Below are 17,992 nucleotides of genomic sequence, written 5' to 3'. Positions count from 1 at the left end.
AGGATAAGAGGGAGGCGGCAACAGACCGGAGGATGACGTGGGCGAGGAAACAGGCGGGAAGTACGTCGAGCCGGGTGGCGAGTTCACCCGGGACCAGCGGTACATCGCCACCCGGATCACCGCGGACGGGCGGGACGGCTACCCGGTCGAGCCGGGCCGGTACCGGCTGGCGGTCAGTCGAGCCTGCCCGTGGGCCAACCGCCTGATCATCGTGCGACGGCTGCTCGGCCTGGAGGACGCCATCTCGATGGCGGTGGCCGGCCCGACCCACGACGCCCGGAGCTGGACCTTCGACCTCGACCCGGATGGGCGGGACCCGGTGCTCGGCATCGAGCGCCTCCAGGAGGCGTTCTTCAAGCGCTTCCCCGACTACGAACGCGGCATCACCGTGCCGGCGATGATCGACGTGCCGACCGGGCAGGTGGTGACCAACGACTACGCGCAGATGAGCCTGGACCTGTCCACCCAGTGGACCGCGTACCACCGCGACGGCGCCCCGCAGCTTTATCCCGAGCACCTGCGGGAGCAGATCGACGAGGTCAACAACGTCGTGTTCCGCGACGTCAACAACGGCGTCTACCGGTGCGGGTTCGCGGGCAGCCAGGAGGCGTACGACAAGTCGTACCACCGGTTGTTCGACCGGCTGGACTGGTTGACCGAGCGGCTGACCGACCAGCGGTACCTGGTCGGCGACACCATCACCGAGGCCGATGTGCGGCTGTTCACCACGCTGGTCCGCTTCGACCCGGTCTACCACGGCCACTTCAAGTGCAACCGGCAGAAGCTGAGCGAGATGCCGGTGCTGTGGGCGTACGCCCGGGACCTGTTCCAGACCCCCGGATTCGGCGACACCATCGACTTCGACCACATCAAGCGGCACTACTACGAGGTGCACCGCGACATCAACCCGACCGGAATCGTGCCGCTCGGCCCCGACCTGTCCAACTGGGTCACCCCGCACGGCCGGGAAGCGCTCGGCGGTCGCCCCTTCGGCGACGGCACCCCACCCCCACCCCCGGCCGAACCCGTAGACCCCGCCCACACCCCGCTGCACTAACCCCTCCCACCCTGCCCCACCCACCCCGCGCCCTGCCCCACCCCCTCCCCTCGCCGATCTTGCACTTTGTGTCGCCGAAATGCCCTACTCAACAGCATTTGTCGCCACAGAAAGTGCAAGATCGGCGAGGGGAGGAGCGGGGGCGCGCGGGGGCGAGGGCGGGGTGGGCGGGGGTCTACAGGGCTACGCGGACTGCTGCGGTGAGGACCAGTTGGGCCAGGGAGGCGGGGACCAGGACCAGCCAGCAGAGGCGTTGGAGCTGGTCCTCGCGCAGCCGGGGGTAGGACACCCGCAGCCAGATGATCACGAAGGCCACGGCGAAGACCTTGAGCAGGGTCCACAGCCAGCCCAGGTGCTCGTCGGCGAACGGGCCCTGCCAGCCACCGAGGAACAGCACCGTGGTCAGCGCGGCGATCACCACGATGCCGACGTACTCGGCGAGCAGGAAGAACGCGAACCGCAGCCCCGTGTACTCGGTCAGGTAACCGAAGACCAGCTCCGAGTCGGCCACCGGCATGTCGAATGGCGGCCGGCGGATCTCGGCCAGCCCGGCGACAAAGAAGATGATCATCGCGGGCGCCTGCCACAGCAGCCACCACGGTTGCCACGCCTCGACGATGCCGGACAGGCTGAGCGTGCCGGCCGCCATCGCCACCGACGCGGCGGCCAGCACCAGCGGCAGCTCGTACCCGAGCAGCTGAGCGGCCCCGCGCAACCCGCCGAGCAGGCTGTACTTGTTGGCCGACGCCCACGCCGACATGAGCACCGCCACCACCCCGATGCCGACCACGGCCAGCACGAAGAACAGGCCGATGTCCAACGGTTGCCCGACCAGGTCGTTCGGGCCGAGCGGGATGACCAGCAGCACCAGCAGATACGGAACCAGGGCCACCGCGGGCGCCAGCCGGAACACCGCCCGGTCCGCCTCGCGCGGGGTGATGTCCTCCTTCTGCACGAACTTGATGCCGTCCGCCACGAGTTGCGCCCAACCATGGAAGCCACCCGCGTACATCGGGCCGAGGCGGCCCTGCATGTGCGCCATCACCTTGTGCTCAGCCTGGCCGACGAGCAGCGGCAGGGTGAGGAACGCGACGATCACGCCGCCCACCCGGAGCACCAGCTCCACCCAGAGCGGCATCAGGCCGTACCCCCGTCGTGGTCGGTCCGGTCGTCACGGCCGGGCGGGTCCGCGACCGCCTCGCCACCGGCGGTGGCCGGGTCGCCACCGGACTCCGCGCCCGCGTCGGGGCCCGGCCGGTCGCGTGCGACGCCAGCTGCGGCCGGTCCTGCGCCGGGCGCGGGCTTGTCGGCCGATGCGGGGCCGTCGACAGTGCCGGCAGCCGGGCCGGCGCCGGGCGCGGGCTGGTCGGCCGGTCCCGGGTCGTCGGCGGGGCCGGCGACCCGGGGAGTACGCGCCGGACGGGCCCCCGGCGCAGGCCGCGCGGGTCGGTCGCCGGCTGGTCGGGCCGGGGTGCCGCCGCGCGGACCCTCCCCCACGCCGCCCGCGCCGGCCGGAGTCGGCGTCGTTCCCCACTCGCCCGGAGCGGGCACGCCCGGTGGGCGGATCGGTCGGCGGCCACCGCCGGCCTCCGACTCGCCCGGCTCCTTCGCGCCCGGCCAGGGCTTCGCCACCCGGGAGGCGAGCACGAACTCCTTGCGCAGCGGGTGGCCCTCGAACTCGGGGGGCAGGAGCAGCGGTCGCAGCTCCCCGTGGCCGACGAAGTCGATGCCGAACATCTCGTGGGTCTCCCGCTCGTGCCAGGCGGCACCCGGGTAGACGTCGACCACCGAGGCCACCGAGGGCGCATCGCGGGGCACCCGGGTGCGCAGCAGCACGCCGTGCCGCAACCGCGTCGACCAGAGGTGCGCCACCACGTCGAAGCCCTCGGCCAACTCGTCGACGGCGGAGAGCCAGTCGAAGAAGTCGCAGGCCAGCTCGCTGTCGTCGCGGGCGGCCCGGACGGCGGCCGACCAACTCGTCGGGGGTACGTCGACGGTGGCCCGGGCGAACCGCTGCCCGCCGGAGACCGACGGGGTCGCCTCGACCGGCGCGAGCAGCGCGACCAGCCGAGCGCCGACCTCTTCCTCAGTCATGCCGCTGATCCTAGGGCTTCGGCCCGGCGTCGACCCGGCCCGCGGTCCACGACCGACCCCGGTGATCTGCCCGCTTTACCGGGCGGCGGGCCCGTCGGCGGGGAAAGATGAGGGCGTGCGCGCTGTCACTGTGAAACCCGGGGTCGCCAACTCGCTGAGCCTCGCCGAGGATCAGCCGGAGCCGGCGCCCGAGGAGGGCGCGGTCCTGGTCGAGGCACTGGCCGTGGGAATCTGCGGCACCGACCACGAGATCATCGCCGGGGAGTACGGCGAGGCGCCACCGGGCGCGGACCGCCTGGTCATCGGGCACGAGTCGCTGGGCCGGGTGCTGGAGGACCCGAGCGGCACCGTGCAACCCGGCGACCTGGTGGCCGGCATCGTCCGGCATCCCGACCCGGTGCCCTGCCCCAACTGCGCGGTCGGCGAGTGGGACATGTGCCGCAATGGTCAGTACACCGAGCACGGCATCAAGGCGCTACCCGGGTTCGCCCGGGACCGCTGGCGGATCGAGCCCCGGTTCGCGGTCCGCCTCGACCCGGTGCTGGCCCAGGTCGGCGTGCTGTTGGAGCCGACCAGCGTGGTGGCCAAGGCGTGGGACCACATCGAGCGGATCGGCCACCGGGCCGAATGGCGGCCGCAGACCGTCCTGGTGACCGGCGCCGGGCCGATCGGGCTGCTGGCCGCGCTGCTCGGCATTCAGCGCGGGCTCACTGTCCACGTGTTGGACCGGGCCACCGACGGGCCCAAGCCGGAGCTGGTCGCCGGGCTCGGCGCCACCTACCACGCGGTGCCGGTCAACGACCTGCCCTTCGAGCCGGACGTGGTGATCGAGTGCACCGGCGCACCCACGGTCGTCCTCGACGTCATGTGCAGGGCCGCGCCCAACGGGATCGTCTGCCTGGCGGGCGTGTCCAGCGGCGGACGGCGCATCGACTTCGACGCCGGGGCCCTCAACCGCGAACTGGTGCTGGAGAACAACGTGGTGTTCGGCTCGGTGAACGCCAACCGTCGGCACTGGGACATGGCCGCGCAGGCACTCGCCCGCGCCGACCAGGTCTGGCTCTCCTCACTGATCACCCGACGGGTTCCGGTGAACAGGTACGCCGACGCGTACACCCCCGGGCCGGACGACATCAAGGTGGTGCTGGAGTTCGCCTCCTGAACGGCGGGCTGGCGACGTCAGATGCCCGGTAGCCGGCCGTTGCGGAACAGGTCCACGAAGAGCTGGTGATCCTGGCGGGCGCGCACCCCGTACGCGTGCGCGAAGTCCACCAGGTGGGTGACGAGGCCCGACTCGTCGGTGTCCACGGCGGCGACGATCGCCTCCTCGGTGGAGTAGTCCACCAGGTCGTGACTGGACTCGTCGTCGGCGACCGAGTGCATCCGGGCCACCGCCCGGCCAAGGTCGGCCAGCACCCCGGTCAGCTCGTCCGGCTCGTTGACGTCGGACCAGTCCAGGTCTGCCGCGTACGGGGAGACCTCGGCGACGAGCTGACCGGCGCCGTCCAGCTCGGTGAAGCCCAGCCACGGATCGGCGTGCGCCTGCAACGCCCGCTGCGACTCGGCGGTCCGGTGACCCTGGTGCTGGAAGTAGCCGCGTACCGAGTCGTCGGTCGAGTAGCGGGCCACCGCCGGCACCTGCGCCTGCTTCATGTAGATCACGACGTCGTTCTCCAGCGCCTGCGTGTGCCCCTCCAGCAGCAGGTTGTACGACGGCAGGCCGGCCGACCCGATGCCGACCCCCTTGCGCAGCACCACGTCCTTGATCCGCGTCGCCACCGGGCGCAGCCGGGCCGAGGCGGCCGGAAGAGTGCCCAGGTACTCCTCGAAGGCGGCGAGAACCCGGTCCCGGGTCTTCCCGTCGACCTCGAAGACCCCGTCTCCGATGGAGAACCGCCGCTCGTAGTTGTCGACGGTGGTCTGCTCGGCGAGCAGGTCGACCCGGGCCCGACCAGCCCTCACGTCGGGCGACCGACCGGTCCCCTCCGCACGACGGGCCGTTCGTCAGTCTGCGGCGGGTGGACGGACCGGCGGGGCGGTGAGGGAGTCGACCGAGCGCGGAGCGGCGGCCTCGATGGGCGCGGCGTCCAGCGGCGCGGCGAGCAGATCCCGCTGCGGCACCCCGCCGATGCCGGACTGCTCGGCGGCGATCTTCTCCTGTAGGCGCAGGATGCCGTGCAGCAGCGCCTCCGGGCGGGGCGGGCAGCCGGGCACGTACACGTCGACCGGGATGAGCTGGTCGACGCCCTTGGTCACCGAGTACGAGTCCCAGTAGGGGCCGCCGCAGTTGGAGCACGCGCCGAACGAGATGACGTACTTCGGCTCGGGCATCTGGTCGTAGAGCCGCTTGATGGCCGGGGCCATCTTGTCGGTCACCGTGCCGGAGACCACCATGAGGTCGGCCTGCCGAGGGCCGTGGGCGAACGGGATCACACCGAGCCGGATGAAATCGTGCCGACCCATGCTGGTGGCGATGAACTCGATCGCGCAGCAGGCCAGGCCGAAGTTGAACACCCAGAGCGAGTAGCGGCGCCCCCAGTTCAGCACGAACCGGATCGGCTCACCGAGCACTGCCGGTAGCTGCACGGACGTCCCCTCTCCTCATCCCACAGTGAATCACAGCCGCTTGTCACGGACCGGGCAGGCAACCCCACCGGGTCGACCGCAACCGGCGGGCGCGGCCGAGTGTGTGACCGGTGCTGGCGAACACGCCGCCTGCGCCCACCACGGAAAGGACGAGTGCTTGTGACGAGAGAAGTACGGGTGGGCGGACCGCCCCCGACCCGCCGGGAAGCCCCGTCCCCGCGACTGCGGAACTGGTCTTCGACGACTTCTACCACGCCCACTTCCGATCGCTGGTGGTGCAGCTCACGGCGTAGGCCTGGCTGCTGCGGCAGCGCGAGACACACGTCGCCGAGCCGAGCCCCGACCGGGTCGCCGCTGGCACCACTGTCGGCACGGGGAAGGCCGACGTGGACGTACGCCCGATGGACGCGAGCTTCGACTTCGTGCAGGAGGTCTACGACCCGGACAACACGGTGGTGGTCACCTACCGTTGAGCCGGCGCGACCGGGACGGGACACGGCCGCGCTCACCGAGCGCGGCCGTGTCGGCGTGCCAACCCGTCGCGTCCCTCGTGCCGACTGTCGGATTCGCGGCCATTCGGGTCGCAACCTCGTACGCCGCACTGGAGTGTTACCGGCGCCCAGGGCACCGGCCCGGCGGCGAACGGGGAGGGGCAGTGACAGCAACGATGGGAGCCCGCGCCAATGAACCACCGGCGGCGTTGACGGCCGGAAGGCTGCACGCGGCGGCAATCACCTTCGACGACTTCTACCACGCGCACTTTCGCAGCGTGACCGCCCAACTGTGCGCGTACACGGGGGATCTGGGCCACGCGCAGGATCTGGCCCAGGAGGCGTTCTGCCGGGCGCTGGCGCGCTGGGACCGCCTGGTCCGGTACGACGATCCGGTGGCCTGGGTCCGCCGAGTCGCCTGGAACCTGGCCCGCAGCCGCTGGCGTCGGCTGCGCACGGCCCGCAACCACCTGCTGCGGCAGCGGCGCACCGAGGCCGAGGTGGACGGCCCGACACCGGACCGGGTGGCCATCGACGCGGCGCTCGCGCAACTACCCGCCAACCACCGGCGGGCCGTCATCCTGCACTACCTGGCCGACCTGTCGGTCAATCAGATCGCGCTCCAGGAAGGGGTGGCCGAGGGCACCGTCAAGTCCTGGCTGCACCGCGGCCGGACCGCCCTTGCCGGACTGCTGGACGAGAACACCGAGGGGGTGTCCGATGTCTGATCTCGAACCGCGGCTGCGCGAGCGGTTCACCGCGTACCGCACCGATGTCACCACCCGGGTCGTCGGTCCCGGTCCCGACCAGGCCCGACGCACCCTGCGTCGGCGACGGCGGACGACGGCGGTGGCCGTCGCCGCGGCGGCGGTCGTCCTGGCGCTGGCACCGGTCGTCGCCAACGCCGCGCTGAACGGCGACCGGACGCCGCCGGTCCCGGCCGAGTCCGTCGACCCGACGTCCCCGCCGACGACGGCACCGCCGCCGCCCACACCGTCGGTCAGTCAGTCGCCGAGTTCCACACCCACGGCCGACCCGGACGCCCCGGACGGCCGGATCAGCCGGAGCCAACTGCTCGCCGCCCGCCTGGATCTGCCGGCGTGGCCGCCGGCCCTGCCGTCGACCTGCACCACGTCGAACGTGCGGCTGGCGACGAGCGCGAACAAGAACTTCGTTCCGCTGCTGAGCGACCTGGAGGTGGGCCACGCCGACCTGGACGGGGACGGCGCCGAGGAGACGGTCGCCGTCGTCTCCTGCCGGTACGGCGAGGCGTCGGCGAAGCAGGTCGTCGCCTTCGACAGGGACGACGATGGGCGGATCGTGACGCTCGGGAGAGTCGTGCGGACCACCGACGGTGTCGAGGACATTCGCGGCCTGGAGGTGACCGCGGCAGGCGCGGTCCAGGTGCGGGTGGCCGACCTGCAACCCTGCTGCGACACCCCGAGCTACTGGCCGCAGGAACAACTGCGCACCTACCGGTTCAAGGGGGGCCGGTTCACCCAGACCGACGGTCCCACCAAGTTCGGCAAGGATCCGCGCCTCACCGACCTGCGGTTGACCATGACCCACACGCTTGTCGATGCGCCGGGCGGCCGCAAGCTGACCACGGTCTTCACCGTGAAGAACGCGGGGCCGGTCGATGCGGCACAGGTCGAGCTGCGCGGCTTCAACCTGGGTGAGCCGGCAGGTGGCGACTGGTCCAGGTGCGACCCGAAGGTGGCGGCAGCTAACGACAACAACTCGTGCCTGCTGCCGGGGGTGCCGGCCGGCGAGTCGCGGCGCTACACCTTCGTGCACCTGGTGCCCGACCGTTCGGGCGCCGACGCGATGACGCGCGGCTTCTATGTCGAGCACTTCGACGCCCAGGACCGACGGTGGCGCGATCTCGCCGACGAGGACAACCAGGTGCAACTCCCCGGCGTGCTCTGAGCCGGACGTCAGGTGCCCCACCCGATCGGGTGGGGCACCGGCGTTCAGTCGTCCGAAGCCCAGGTGGGGCGTTGCAGCAGACCGACGAACTCGACCAGCAGGCGTTCGCGCAGCGCCGGCGGGGCGGCGTCGAGCAGCGTGTTCACCAGCGCCATCCGATCCGGCAGAGGCCCCGCGCCCGGTCCGTCGCCGTCACCGGAAGCCGGCCCGTCGCTGTCAGCGGAGGTCGGGCCGCCGTCGCCCAGACCGAGCCCGGCGGCCAGACCGACCACCACCTCCGGGGTCAGCGCCTCGGGGGTGAGGGCGCCGACCAGGGACGCCAACTCGGCGGGCAGCCGCACCGGGCCGGCCGCGTGGGCTGCCCCCACCGCGGCGGCCAGATCCGGGCCGAATTCGGCCACCCGGGGGGCGACGGCGGCGGTCACCGTGAGGTGCACGCTGGCCGGCAGGTCGGCGTACGACAGCTGGGGCTGGGTGTGCCAGCCACGCGCGGTCAGCTCGTCCACCAGGACGAACAGGTCGGGGCCATCCTCGGTGGCGGTGAAGCAGACCACTGTCGACTCCGGCTCGGCCATCAGCCGCAGACCGTCGACGGCGCGGACGGCGTCGGCCAGGCCGGCGACCGCGTCCCGGGTCACGGCGGCCAGTCGCAGGTAGCCGGCGTCGCCGAGGTGCCGCAGGGTGGCGTACGCGGCGGCGATCGGCCCGCCCGACCGGGTGGACGCGATCACCGGATTGATCATGGTGTAGCCGGGCCAGTCCGCGTACGCGAAGTACTGCGGGGCGCGTCCCGCGGCGTCGCGGTGCAGCAGCACCGACACGCCCTTCGGGGCGTACGCGTACTTGTGCAGGTCGACCGAGATGGAGGTGACCCCGGGCACCGTGAAGTCGAACGCCGGCACCGGCTCGCCGAGGCGACGCAGGTACGGCAGGGTCCAGCCGCCGAAGCAGGCGTCGACGTGACAGCGCACCCCGGCGTCGGCGGCCCCGGCGGCGATCTCGGCGACCGGGTCCACCACCCCGTGCGCGTACGAGGGCGCGGAGCAGGCGACCAGCACCGTCTCCGGGCGGATCGCGGCGGCCATCGCGGCCGGCTCGGGGCGGAGAGTGTCCACCGGGACCGGCACCACGTCCAACGCCACCCGCAGGTAGTGCGCCGCCTTGGCGAACGCGGCGTGGGCGGTCGCCGGCACCACGATCCGGGGTGCGGCGATCTCCGGGTGGGCGTCCCGGGCGGCCTTGACGGCGAGGATCAGCGACTCGGTGCCGCCGCTGGTGACGCTGCCGACCACGTCGGGCGCGGTCGTGCCCGGCCCACCGCCGAGGACCCGGCCGGCAGCGCCGACGAGCGCGTTCTCCATGGCCAGCAGGGACGGGAACGCGGTCGGGTCGAGCCCGTTGACGTGGGCGCTCTCCCGATGCGCGGCGGCCGTCAACTCGTCGAGCCCCGGCTCCGCCGGGTCGTACACGTACGCGAACAGCCGCCCCCCGTGGGTAGGCCGATCACCCGCGCGTAGCCGACGAATCTCCGCCAGCGCGACATCCGCGGCCACCCCGTCGGGCGACAGTGCCCCGCCCGCAACCCTGCTCTCGTCGATCATGAAATCGTGGTGCCTTTCTTGTCATCGTTCACCGCTTTCATCCCCCAGCACAACTCCATGATCGACGCGTCCGTGGGGCGTGACTGGAGCTAGGACTTCGGCAGTCAGGTTGTAGCGGCGCAGTAGCAGGAGGGGCGGGGCCATCAGTAGTGCGGGCAGGACTGTGAAGCCGAGCAGAACGCCGAGCCTCGCCGTGTCGGACTGGGTCGCCGCCGTACCGGTGTCGGAGGAGACGTAGCCGGAGAGCTGGAGCACCAGCCCGTACACGCCGGGGCCGAGGGCCAGGCCGAGGGTCTCCCCGGCGGTCCACAGGCCGGTGAAGACGCCGGCCTGCCGACGGCCGGTCCGCGCCGTGTCGTACGCGATGCAGTCCGGGAGCATGGCCAACGCGAACACCTGCTGCCCGGCGTACCCGACGCCGATGACCGCGACCACCAGGTAGACGACGATCGGGGGCAGCAGCGGGGCGGCGACCAGGGCGAGCGTCCCGGCGGCGAGGATCAGCCCGGCGGCGACCAGGGCGGACCGCTTGCCCAACCGGGCGCCGACGCGGGACCAGAGCGGCATCACCAGCAGCGCCGGCCCGACGAAGCAGGCGAAGAGGAGGGTCGGCCCGCTCTGCTCGTCGCGCAGGATCTGCCCGGCGAAGTAGTTGACCCCGGCGAGGATGGTCGCCACGCCGGCGGACTGCACCACGAAGCAGACCAGCAACGCCCGGAACGGCCGGTTGGCGGCGGCCACGGCGAGTTGGGCGCGCAGTGTCGGCTCGCTGGCGCCGACCACACCACCGGGCGCCGACCGGGTGCCGAGGAACGCGCCGAGGGCACCGACGACGATGAGCGACGCCACGAACAGGCCCATCCAGCGGTGCCCGGGCACGCCGTCGCCGCCGGCCCTCACGACCAGCGGGGCCACCGCGCCGGAGACCAGGATGGTCAGCGCCAGCACGGCGATCCGCCAGGTCATCAGCCGCGTGCGCTCGGCGTAGTCGTCGGTCATCTCGGCGGGCATCGCCACGTACGGCACCTGGAAGAAGGCGAACGCGGTCGCCGTGGCGAGGAACGCGAGCGCCACGTACGCCGCGGCGGCCGGTCCGTTGCCGAACGGCGCGGCGAAGATGGCCGCGAAGAGTACGGCGAGCGCGAGACCGGCGACGAGCAGGTACGGCCGGCGTGCGCCCCAGCGCGACCGGGTGCGGTCGGAGATCCGCCCGGCGACCGGGTTGACCAGCACGTCCCACGCCTTGGGCAGCAGTACCAGCAGGGCGGCGAGCCCGGCGGCCACGCCGAGCGTGTCGGTCAGGTACGGCAGCAGCAGCAGACCGGGCACCGTGCCGAACGCGCCGGTGGCCAGCGAGCCGAGCGCGTATCCGGCGTGCACCCGGCGAGGGAGCGGCCCGGTCGCTGGGTGGTCGACGGTCCCGGTCGACGAGCCGGGAACGACCGGAGCCGCGTCCATGTTCCCGAATGCTACTCATGTTGTGCCGTGGGCCACAGCCCCCGGGCGCGGCGCCGGCCCCGCGCCCAACGCCGGTCAGAACCCCAGCGCCACGGCGTCCTTGGGCAGGCCGCTCGAGGACGCGATACAGACCCCGATTAGGGTGGGTACGCCGGCCAGCGGCACCTCCCGACGCGTCGCACCACTGGCGACATCGGTCAGGCGCAGCACCGGCCGCCCGTCGAGGCGGTCGACGAGCAGCGCCACGGTCCGGTCGTCGTACCAGCCGAGGGGTTTCGCGCCGACCGGCAGGAGGCGGATCACCCGGCCGCTGGCGACGTCCACCACCTGGGACGGCAGCGGCCGGTCCGACTGCAGCTCGGACACGTCGGCGAGCAGGTACCGGCGGGACGGCGAGTAGGACTCGGCACCGCCGACCCAGCCCCCGCCGTCAACGGCGAGCCGGCGCCCCAGTGCACCGTCCGGGCGGATCTCCTGCAGCGCACCCGGCCGCACCGTGTCGCCGGTCTCCGCCCCACGCAGCAGCGCGAGGTAGCCGACCGAATCGGGCGCCCAGCCCACGGCACTACCAAGGAGGTCGACGGGCACCGGGGTGGCGGTGACCTTCCCGGTACGCACGTCGTACCGGTGAGCGGTGAACGACACCCTCGCGTCCCCCTTCTCGATCGACGTGACCAGCAGCGCCGTGCCGTCCGGGGACCACGCGAGACCGTTGCCGACGGGCAGATCGAGCCAGTGGATGGCCGCCGTGCCGTCCCGCAGCAGCGCGGCCCGGTCGACGAGCCCGGTACGCCCGTTGTCATCCACCGCCACCCTGCTCAGGTCCGGCGCGAGCAGGGCCCGGTACGGCACCTCGCGGTACTCGCCGGTGGTCGGATCGAGCAGGAGCGTGGTGAACATCGCCCGGTTCAGGTCGGTGGTCACGTACGCGTGGACCGCCCGCGGGCCGCCACCGGGCTGTGGGAACGTGCCCGCCGCGACCCGCAGCGCCGGCGTGCCCGGGCCGGCGTCGGGCGGCGGGACGGCCGGGGCGACCAGCACCAGGGCGACGAGGACGACGACACCCGCCAACAGGCCGGCGGTGCGGCGTTGCCTGCGGCGCGCGCCCCGCAGCACCGTGTCGGCGAGCCCGACCGGCGGCGCGAGCTCGGTCGGCATCGGCGCGTGGCGCAGCTCCGTACGCAGTTCGTCTTCGAAGGTCATCGTCCCGCCCTCACGTAGCCCGGAGACTCGTACGATTCGGCCTGGTAGGCCCGGAGTTTGCGCAGGGCCTTGGACGCCTGACTGCGGACCGTGCCCAGCGAGATGCCCAACAGTTCCGCGACCTCCGCCTCGGACCGGTCCTCGTAGTACCGCAGCACCACCACCGCCCGCTGCCGCGACGGCAGTCGCCGGAGCAGGTCCATCAGCGCGTGCCGCTGGACCGTCGCAGCGGAATGGTCGGCGCGGGCATCGCGGTCGGGCGGCTCGGCGGCCAGCACCTCCGGCCGCCGAGCCCGGGCTCGCCACCAGTTGACCTGGTGCCGGTACATCGCCCGGCGCACGTACCTCTCCGGCTCGTCCCGGTGGCGGATCCGCGACCAGCGGCGGGCGCTGGCCAGCAACGCCGTCTGCAGGAGATCCTGCGCGTGGTGCACGTCGCCGGTAAGCAGGTACGCCGTTCTCAGCAACGCCGGTGACCTCGCGGCGACGAAGTCACGGAACTCCTGCTCGTGCTCGTCGTTCATGCACCTTCCCCAACCCGCAGCCGATACCACCGACGCTGTCCCCGCCCGGGGCAGCGCCGGAACGGTCGCCCCATGCGAATCGATCACCACTCGGTGCGGCATCCGGTCAGAAGCCGAACTTCGCCGCGTCACCCTTCAGACCGGCCGAGGAGCCGATCTGAAGGAGCGCCGGTGGCAGTCCCGGCGCGGGCACTGACCGGGTGACTCTGCCGGTGCACACATCGGTCACCTCCAGCACGGTCGAACCGCCGCTGGTGTGCGCCACCTTCACCACCTGTCGCTCGTCGTACCAGCCGAGCACCGGCCAGGAGGTCGCCACCGACCCGATGGTCCGTCTGGTGGCGAGATCCAGGATCCGGGGGCGCTGCCACTCGGCGAGGAGGCTCGGATCGACGCCCTCGAAACCGACGCCGCGCGTCGGCTCCACCACCGCGTACCGGCGCGACGGTGAGTAGGCGGTGGCGTTCCAGATGTGTCCCTCCGCGCCGGCCAACCGGCCAGCAGTGCCATCCGGGTTCAGGTAGCGCATCGGCCCGGTCGGTAGATCCGGATCGAGGCCACGCAGCCGGACCACGTATCGGGTGGAGTCGGCCGCCCAGCCGGCCGTGCAGATGTCACAGTCGAGGTTGACGGGCGTGTGCCGGAGTCGCCCGGTGGCGACGTCGTAGCGGTGCACGACGAAGCTGCGGGTTTCCTTGTCGAGGGTGGTGGTGAGGAGGGCCTTCCCGTCCGGTGACCAGCCCGTGAATGTTCCCGGGGGCAGATCCGTCCAGCGCACCGCACCGCCACCCGCGAGCGCGGTCCGGGCCACCACGCCGATCCGACCATCGGTCTGCTCCACCGCGACGCTGGCGCCGTCCGGCGAGACCTGCACGCTGACGTACGGCACCCGCCGGTACTTCCCGGTGCGGGTGTCCAGCACGTACGCGGCGTCACCACCGAGGCTGGAGTAGGCGTGGATCGCCTGCGGGCCGCCACCGGGCACCGGGAAGGTGACCTGTGCACCTTCGGTCCGCCCGCTGCCGCCGATCGCCACGGTGGCGGCGTCCGCGCCCGGACCGGCCAGGACCGGCGTGACCAGCATGCAGAACGCCGTCAGGACGCCGGCCAGCGCGGTACGACGGGATCGATGTGACACATGTGCCTCCCAGGTGAGTGACCGTCACCCGGGAAGACAGCGGCGCGCCCGCCCGCGATGCCTGTCCGACGGGAAAACTTCCGACGGACTTGCCCGGCCGGTCAACCGGTCGCGTCGGGGTGCCAGCTCGCGTCGCTCATCCGCACCCCGTCTCCCCGCAGTGGGCAGCCCTCGGCGCGCAGCCTGGCCCGGGCCTCCACCTCGTGCCCTGGCGGCAGCCGCCCCGCCGAGGTCACCACACGATGCCAGGGCACCGAGCCTCCGTGCCGGGCCATGATGTTGCCCACCAACCGGGCCGACGTGCGCCCCGAGCGCTCGGCCAGCGCATCGGCGACCCCGCCGTACGACATCACCCGACCCTCCGGGATCCGCTCCACGAGGTCCAGCACCGCCTCGACGTACTCGTCAGGAGTCACAATCGGCCACCATATGGGAACGCTGCCGGGCGACGCGGGCGTGACCACGCAGAATGGGCGGGTGCGCGACGCAGTCACGGCCGCCCGACGGGTCGTCGTCAAGATCGGATCCTCCTCGTTGACCACCGCCACCGGCGGCCTGGCCGACGAGCGGGTCGACGCGCTCGTCGACACCCTGGGCCGACTCGCCGCCGAGGGACGCGAGGTCGTGCTGGTCTCCTCGGGCGCGATCGCCGCCGGCCTCGCCCCGCTCGGGTTGATCCGACGTCCGCGCGACCTGGCCACCCAGCAGGCCGCCGCCAGCGTCGGCCAGGGCCTGCTGATCGGCCGGTACGCGGCCAGCTTCGCCCGACACGGCCGCACCGTCGGGCAGGTGCTGCTCACCGTCGACGACGTGACCCGGCGGGCGCACTACCGCAACGCGTACCGCACCCTGCGCAAACTGCTCGACCTGCACGCGGTGCCGATCGTCAACGAGAACGACACGGTGGCCACCGAGGAGATCCGGTTCGGCGACAACGACCGGCTGGCCGCCCTGGTGGCCGCCCTCGTCCACGCCGACCTGCTGGTGCTCCTCTCCGACGTGGACGCGCTCTGGACGGGCGACCCGGCCCTCCCGCAGTCGACCCGCATCCCGGAGGTCCGCAGCGACGAGGACCTCGCCGGGATCACCATCGGCGGCGCCGGCCGGTCCGGGGTCGGCACCGGCGGCATGGTGACCAAGGTCGAGGCGGCCCGGATCGCCACCGGCTTCGGCATCCCGGTGGTGCTCACCGCCGCCGACCTGGCCGCGTCGGCGCTGGCCGGCGAGCCCGTCGGCACGCTGTTCCACCCGCAGCGGCAGCGCCCGACGGCCCGGCTGTTCTGGCTGGCCCACGCCACCTCGCCCCGAGGGCGGCTGCACCTGGACCCGGGCGCGGTGGCCGCCGTCGTCGCGCGGCGCAAGTCGCTGCTGCCCGCCGGCATCACCGCCGTGGACGGCACGTTCACCGCCGGCGACCCGGTGGACCTGGTCGACAACGCCGGCGCCCCCGTCGCCCGTGGCCTGGTCAACTACGACGCGGTGGAGCTGCCCGGGCTGCTCGGTCGCTCCACCTCCGAACTCGCCGCGGCGCTCGGCCCGGCGTACGAACGGGAGGTCGTCCACCGCGACGACCTCGTACTGCTGTAAGCAAGGGCCCCTTGTTAACGCCTGGTGTTGTACAAGGGGCCCTTCCTAACGCGAGGAGTGATCGATGAGCGTCGTCGAGCAGGCGCGACGGGCGCGGGACGCCGCCGCCGACCTGGCCGTGGCCACCCGTACGGTCAAGGACGCCGCGCTGGTGGCGATGGCCGACGCGCTGGTGGCGCGTACGCCGGAGATCCTGACCGCGAACGAGACGGACCTGGCGGCCGGCCGCAAGGCCGGGCTGAGCGCGGCCGTGCTGGACCGGCTCGCCCTCGACGCGGGCCGGGTGGCCGGCATCGCCGACGCGCTGCGCCAGATGGCCGCGCTGCCCGACCCGGTCGGCGAGGTGGTCCGCGGTTCGACCCTGCCCAACGGGCTGGAGCTGCGCCAGATCCGGGTGCCGTTCGGGGTGGTCGGCATCATCTACGAGGCACGCCCGAACGTGACCGTGGATGCCGCCGGGATCTGCCTCAAGTCCGGCAACGCGGCGCTGCTGCGCGGGTCGTCCTCGGCCGCGCACTCCAACGCCGCGCTGGTCGCGGTGCTGCGCGACGCGATCGCCGACGCCGGTCTGCCGGCCGACGCGGTGCAGCTGCTCGACGCCAGCTCCCGCGACTCGGTCAAGGAGCTGATGCGCGCCCGAGGGCTGGTCGACGTGCTCATCCCGCGCGGCGGCGCGTCGCTGATCCGCACCGTGGTCGAGGAGTCGACCGTGCCGGTGATCGAAACCGGGGTGGGCAACTGCCACGTCTACGTCGACGCCGCCGCGGACGTGGCGAAGGCCGTCGCGGTGACGCTGAACGCCAAGACGCAGCGCCTGTCCACCTGCAACACCGCCGAGTCGCTGCTGGTGCACGCGAGCGTCGCCGACGCGTTCCTGCCACCGATGCTGGCTGCTCTCGCCGAGGCGGGGGTGACCGTGCACGGCTCCCCCGAGGTGGCCGCGTACTCGGCCGCCGTGGTCCCGGCCACCGAGGAGGACTTCGCTACCGAATACCTGTCGGCCGACATCTCGGTCGCCGTGGTCGAGTCGCTGGACGCGGCGGTCGCGCACATCCGCCGCTTCGGCACCGGACACACCGAGGCGATCCTCACCGACTCGGCGAGCGCCGCCCGCGACTTCGTCGCCCGGGTCGACGCGGCGGCTGTCATGGTGAACGCCTCGACCCGGTTCACCGACGGGGGCGAGTTCGGCTTCGGTGCGGAGATCGGTATCTCGACGCAGAAGCTGCACGCCCGGGGCCCGATGGGCCTGCCCGAGCTGACCAGCACCAAGTACGTCGTCACCGGGGACGGGCACCGGCGCTAGGGCCGGAGGTCAGCCCGGCTGCGCGGTCGCTCCGGCCGCGGCGGGCCGGGCGGCCCGGATCGCGGACAGCGTGGCGTGCACGTCGAACTGGTGACCGTCGTCGCTCTCCCAACCACCGTCGCTGCGCTGGGTCTCGGCGAGCCGCCGCAGGGCCCGCACCATGATCCAGTCGTGCAGGTCGATGCCGACCCGGCGCAGTGTGGCCCCCAGCCAGGCCACGTCGCCCGGCGACATCGTGGGCATCCGTTCGGCGAGCACCACCTGGATCCGCGCCGACTCCTGGAACATCTCCTGACGGTGCAGCACGGCGGCGCTCAGCCAGCCGGCGGCGAGGAACGACGGCCAACTGCCGTCCGGGCGCAGCCGCGCGACGATCGACTGGGCCGCCGCCTGCACCACCCCGGCGTACGCCCCGCCGACCCGGTGATCGAGCGGGCCCGAGGCGCGGGCGTCCAGGCCGGCGACGGTCAGCCAGAGGCCGGCGTTGGCGGTGAGGAAGAGTTTGGCCTCCGGATCGCCGGGGCGGGCCCACTCCGGGGCCGAGCCGGTCAGCGAGAGGTCCTCGTCCCAGCCGCCGTCCGCCTGCTGCCGGGACGCCAACCAGTCCAGCGCCCGGCGGGCGGCGGGACGGCCCAGCGCGCCCAGGTCGTCCAGCTCGGCGAGCCGGAAGCAGGTGGCGTCGACCGAGGCGACCTCGCCACCCCAGCTCGCCGGCCAGCCGCCATCCGGCGACTGACCGACCTCGGCCGTCTCCAACAGCTCCGGCGGCACCGGCGTGCCGTTGCGCAGCCAGGAGAGGCGGGCGCGTTCCACCGCGTCCCCATGCGCCACGACGAACCCGATCGCGGCTTCCAAATCGACCACGGCGGACACGCTACCTGCGCAGACACGATCCCGCCTCGGGGAATCGGTCAGCTGGAATTGGCTGCGTCGCTCCGGCCGGAGCGCCACACGGAGCCACTTGCGTCGATTTACCGTCGGCGACGGCGTTCGGACCCCACACCGGGCCGGCGCCGGG

General features: G+C 72.8%; 15 protein-coding genes and 2 pseudogenes. 6 read left to right on the top strand and 11 right to left on the bottom strand.

Annotated elements, in window-relative coordinates:
- Nucleotides 1–37 precede the first annotated feature (37 nt).
- Nucleotides 38–1,057: a glutathione S-transferase family protein gene (locus OG505_RS30400; protein WP_405429436.1), complete on the top strand. Its 1,020-nt coding sequence runs from the start codon at nucleotides 38–40 to the stop codon at nucleotides 1,055–1,057.
- Between the two features lie 175 nt (nucleotides 1,058–1,232).
- Here OG505_RS30400 and nuoH read toward each other — a convergent pair whose 3' ends face one another.
- Nucleotides 1,233–2,195 (bottom strand): NADH-quinone oxidoreductase subunit NuoH, encoded by a 963-nt coding sequence (nuoH, locus tag OG505_RS30395; RefSeq protein WP_405429435.1) that lies wholly within the window; start codon nucleotides 2,193–2,195, stop codon nucleotides 1,233–1,235.
- 359 nt (nucleotides 2,196–2,554) lie between these two features.
- Nucleotides 2,555–3,151 (bottom strand): annotated as a pseudogene (locus tag OG505_RS30390) (NADH-quinone oxidoreductase subunit C); the annotation flags it as partial.
- 115 nt (nucleotides 3,152–3,266) lie between these two features.
- On the opposite strand from OG505_RS30390, the gene OG505_RS30385 reads away from it, so the two are divergent.
- Nucleotides 3,267–4,313, top strand: a complete 1,047-nt coding sequence (locus OG505_RS30385) for a glucose 1-dehydrogenase (protein ID WP_405429434.1) — start codon at nucleotides 3,267–3,269, stop codon at nucleotides 4,311–4,313.
- Between the two features lie 17 nt (nucleotides 4,314–4,330).
- On the opposite strand, the pseudogene OG505_RS30380 reads toward OG505_RS30385, so the two are convergent.
- A pseudogene (locus OG505_RS30380) lies at nucleotides 4,331–5,095 on the bottom strand (DUF2252 family protein); the annotation flags it as partial.
- Nucleotides 5,096–5,155: 60 nt separating this feature from the next.
- Nucleotides 5,156–5,737: an NADH-quinone oxidoreductase subunit B gene (locus OG505_RS30375; RefSeq protein WP_405429433.1), complete on the bottom strand. Its 582-nt coding sequence runs from the start codon at nucleotides 5,735–5,737 to the stop codon at nucleotides 5,156–5,158.
- Nucleotides 5,738–6,392: 655 nt separating this feature from the next.
- Between OG505_RS30375 and OG505_RS30370 the strand changes: the two genes are divergently transcribed.
- Both OG505_RS30370 and OG505_RS30365 read left to right on the top strand, forming a co-directional pair.
- Complete coding sequence (locus OG505_RS30370) at nucleotides 6,393–6,956, top strand: SigE family RNA polymerase sigma factor (protein WP_405429432.1); 564 nt, start codon at nucleotides 6,393–6,395, stop codon at nucleotides 6,954–6,956.
- The gene (locus OG505_RS30365) at nucleotides 6,949–8,157 is read left to right on the top strand and encodes a hypothetical protein (protein ID WP_405429431.1); all 1,209 of its coding nucleotides are present in this window, start codon (nucleotides 6,949–6,951) and stop codon (nucleotides 8,155–8,157) included. Before OG505_RS30370 ends, OG505_RS30365 begins: the two co-directional genes overlap by 8 nt.
- Nucleotides 8,158–8,201: 44 nt before the next feature.
- Here OG505_RS30365 and OG505_RS30360 read toward each other — a convergent pair whose 3' ends face one another.
- The 6 genes from OG505_RS30360 to OG505_RS30335 form a co-directional block, all read right to left on the bottom strand.
- Nucleotides 8,202–9,758: a pyridoxal phosphate-dependent decarboxylase family protein gene (locus OG505_RS30360; RefSeq protein ID WP_405429430.1), complete on the bottom strand. Its 1,557-nt coding sequence runs from the start codon at nucleotides 9,756–9,758 to the stop codon at nucleotides 8,202–8,204.
- Between the two features lie 21 nt (nucleotides 9,759–9,779).
- On the bottom strand, nucleotides 9,780–11,216 hold the full coding sequence (locus tag OG505_RS30355) for an MFS transporter (RefSeq protein ID WP_405429429.1): 1,437 nt from the start codon (nucleotides 11,214–11,216) through the stop codon (nucleotides 9,780–9,782).
- A 75-nt stretch (nucleotides 11,217–11,291) separates the two neighbouring features.
- Complete coding sequence (locus OG505_RS30350; protein ID WP_405429428.1) at nucleotides 11,292–12,419, bottom strand: hypothetical protein; 1,128 nt, start codon at nucleotides 12,417–12,419, stop codon at nucleotides 11,292–11,294.
- Nucleotides 12,416–12,943 carry a SigE family RNA polymerase sigma factor gene (locus OG505_RS30345; RefSeq protein WP_405429427.1) on the bottom strand — a complete coding sequence of 176 codons (528 nt, stop codon included), beginning with the start codon at nucleotides 12,941–12,943 and terminating at the stop codon, nucleotides 12,416–12,418. The genes OG505_RS30350 and OG505_RS30345 overlap by 4 nt, the downstream gene beginning before the upstream one ends.
- 106 nt (nucleotides 12,944–13,049) lie before the next feature.
- Nucleotides 13,050–14,081 (bottom strand): TolB family protein, encoded by a 1,032-nt coding sequence (locus OG505_RS30340; RefSeq protein ID WP_405429426.1) that lies wholly within the window; start codon nucleotides 14,079–14,081, stop codon nucleotides 13,050–13,052.
- 101 nt (nucleotides 14,082–14,182) lie between these two features.
- Nucleotides 14,183–14,497, bottom strand: coding sequence for an MGMT family protein (locus OG505_RS30335; protein ID WP_405429425.1), 315 nt, complete (start codon nucleotides 14,495–14,497; stop codon nucleotides 14,183–14,185).
- A 13-nt stretch (nucleotides 14,498–14,510) separates the two neighbouring features.
- On the opposite strand from OG505_RS30335, the gene proB reads away from it, so the two are divergent.
- Together proB and OG505_RS30325 are read left to right on the top strand one after the other, a co-directional pair.
- On the top strand, nucleotides 14,511–15,668 hold the full coding sequence (gene proB / locus OG505_RS30330) for a glutamate 5-kinase (protein WP_405429424.1): 1,158 nt from the start codon (nucleotides 14,511–14,513) through the stop codon (nucleotides 15,666–15,668).
- A gap of 64 nt (nucleotides 15,669–15,732) precedes the next feature.
- Nucleotides 15,733–16,974 carry a glutamate-5-semialdehyde dehydrogenase gene (locus OG505_RS30325; protein WP_405429423.1) on the top strand — a complete coding sequence of 414 codons (1,242 nt, stop codon included), beginning with the start codon at nucleotides 15,733–15,735 and terminating at the stop codon, nucleotides 16,972–16,974.
- Nucleotides 16,975–16,983: 9 nt separating this feature from the next.
- On the opposite strand, the gene OG505_RS30320 is transcribed toward OG505_RS30325, so the two are convergent.
- Nucleotides 16,984–17,889, bottom strand: coding sequence for a prenyltransferase/squalene oxidase repeat-containing protein (locus OG505_RS30320; RefSeq protein ID WP_405434818.1), 906 nt, complete (start codon nucleotides 17,887–17,889; stop codon nucleotides 16,984–16,986).
- Nucleotides 17,890–17,992 lie beyond the last annotated feature (103 nt).

The sequence above is a fragment of the Micromonospora sp. NBC_00617 genome, assembly GCF_045161355.1.
In the GTDB taxonomy this organism is placed as follows: Bacteria; Actinomycetota; Actinomycetes; order Mycobacteriales; family Micromonosporaceae; genus Micromonospora.
Note: the sequence above shows the minus strand (reverse complement) of the source record. Positions and strands in the feature narration are given on the sequence as shown.

Coding starts and splice junctions, on each gene's coding strand:
- nuoH (WP_405429435.1), bottom strand. CDS start 2,195: ATGCCGCTCTGGGTGGAGCTGGTGCTCCGGGTGGGCGGCGTGATCGTC.
- OG505_RS30365 (WP_405429431.1), top strand. CDS start 6,949: ATGTCTGATCTCGAACCGCGGCTGCGCGAGCGGTTCACCGCGTACCGC.
- OG505_RS30360 (WP_405429430.1), bottom strand. CDS start 9,758: ATGATCGACGAGAGCAGGGTTGCGGGCGGGGCACTGTCGCCCGACGGG.
- OG505_RS30355 (WP_405429429.1), bottom strand. CDS start 11,216: ATGGACGCGGCTCCGGTCGTTCCCGGCTCGTCGACCGGGACCGTCGAC.
- OG505_RS30350 (WP_405429428.1), bottom strand. CDS start 12,419: ATGACCTTCGAAGACGAACTGCGTACGGAGCTGCGCCACGCGCCGATG.
- OG505_RS30345 (WP_405429427.1), bottom strand. CDS start 12,943: ATGAACGACGAGCACGAGCAGGAGTTCCGTGACTTCGTCGCCGCGAGG.
- proB (WP_405429424.1), top strand. CDS start 14,511: ATGGGAACGCTGCCGGGCGACGCGGGCGTGACCACGCAGAATGGGCGG.
- OG505_RS30325 (WP_405429423.1), top strand. CDS start 15,733: ATGAGCGTCGTCGAGCAGGCGCGACGGGCGCGGGACGCCGCCGCCGAC.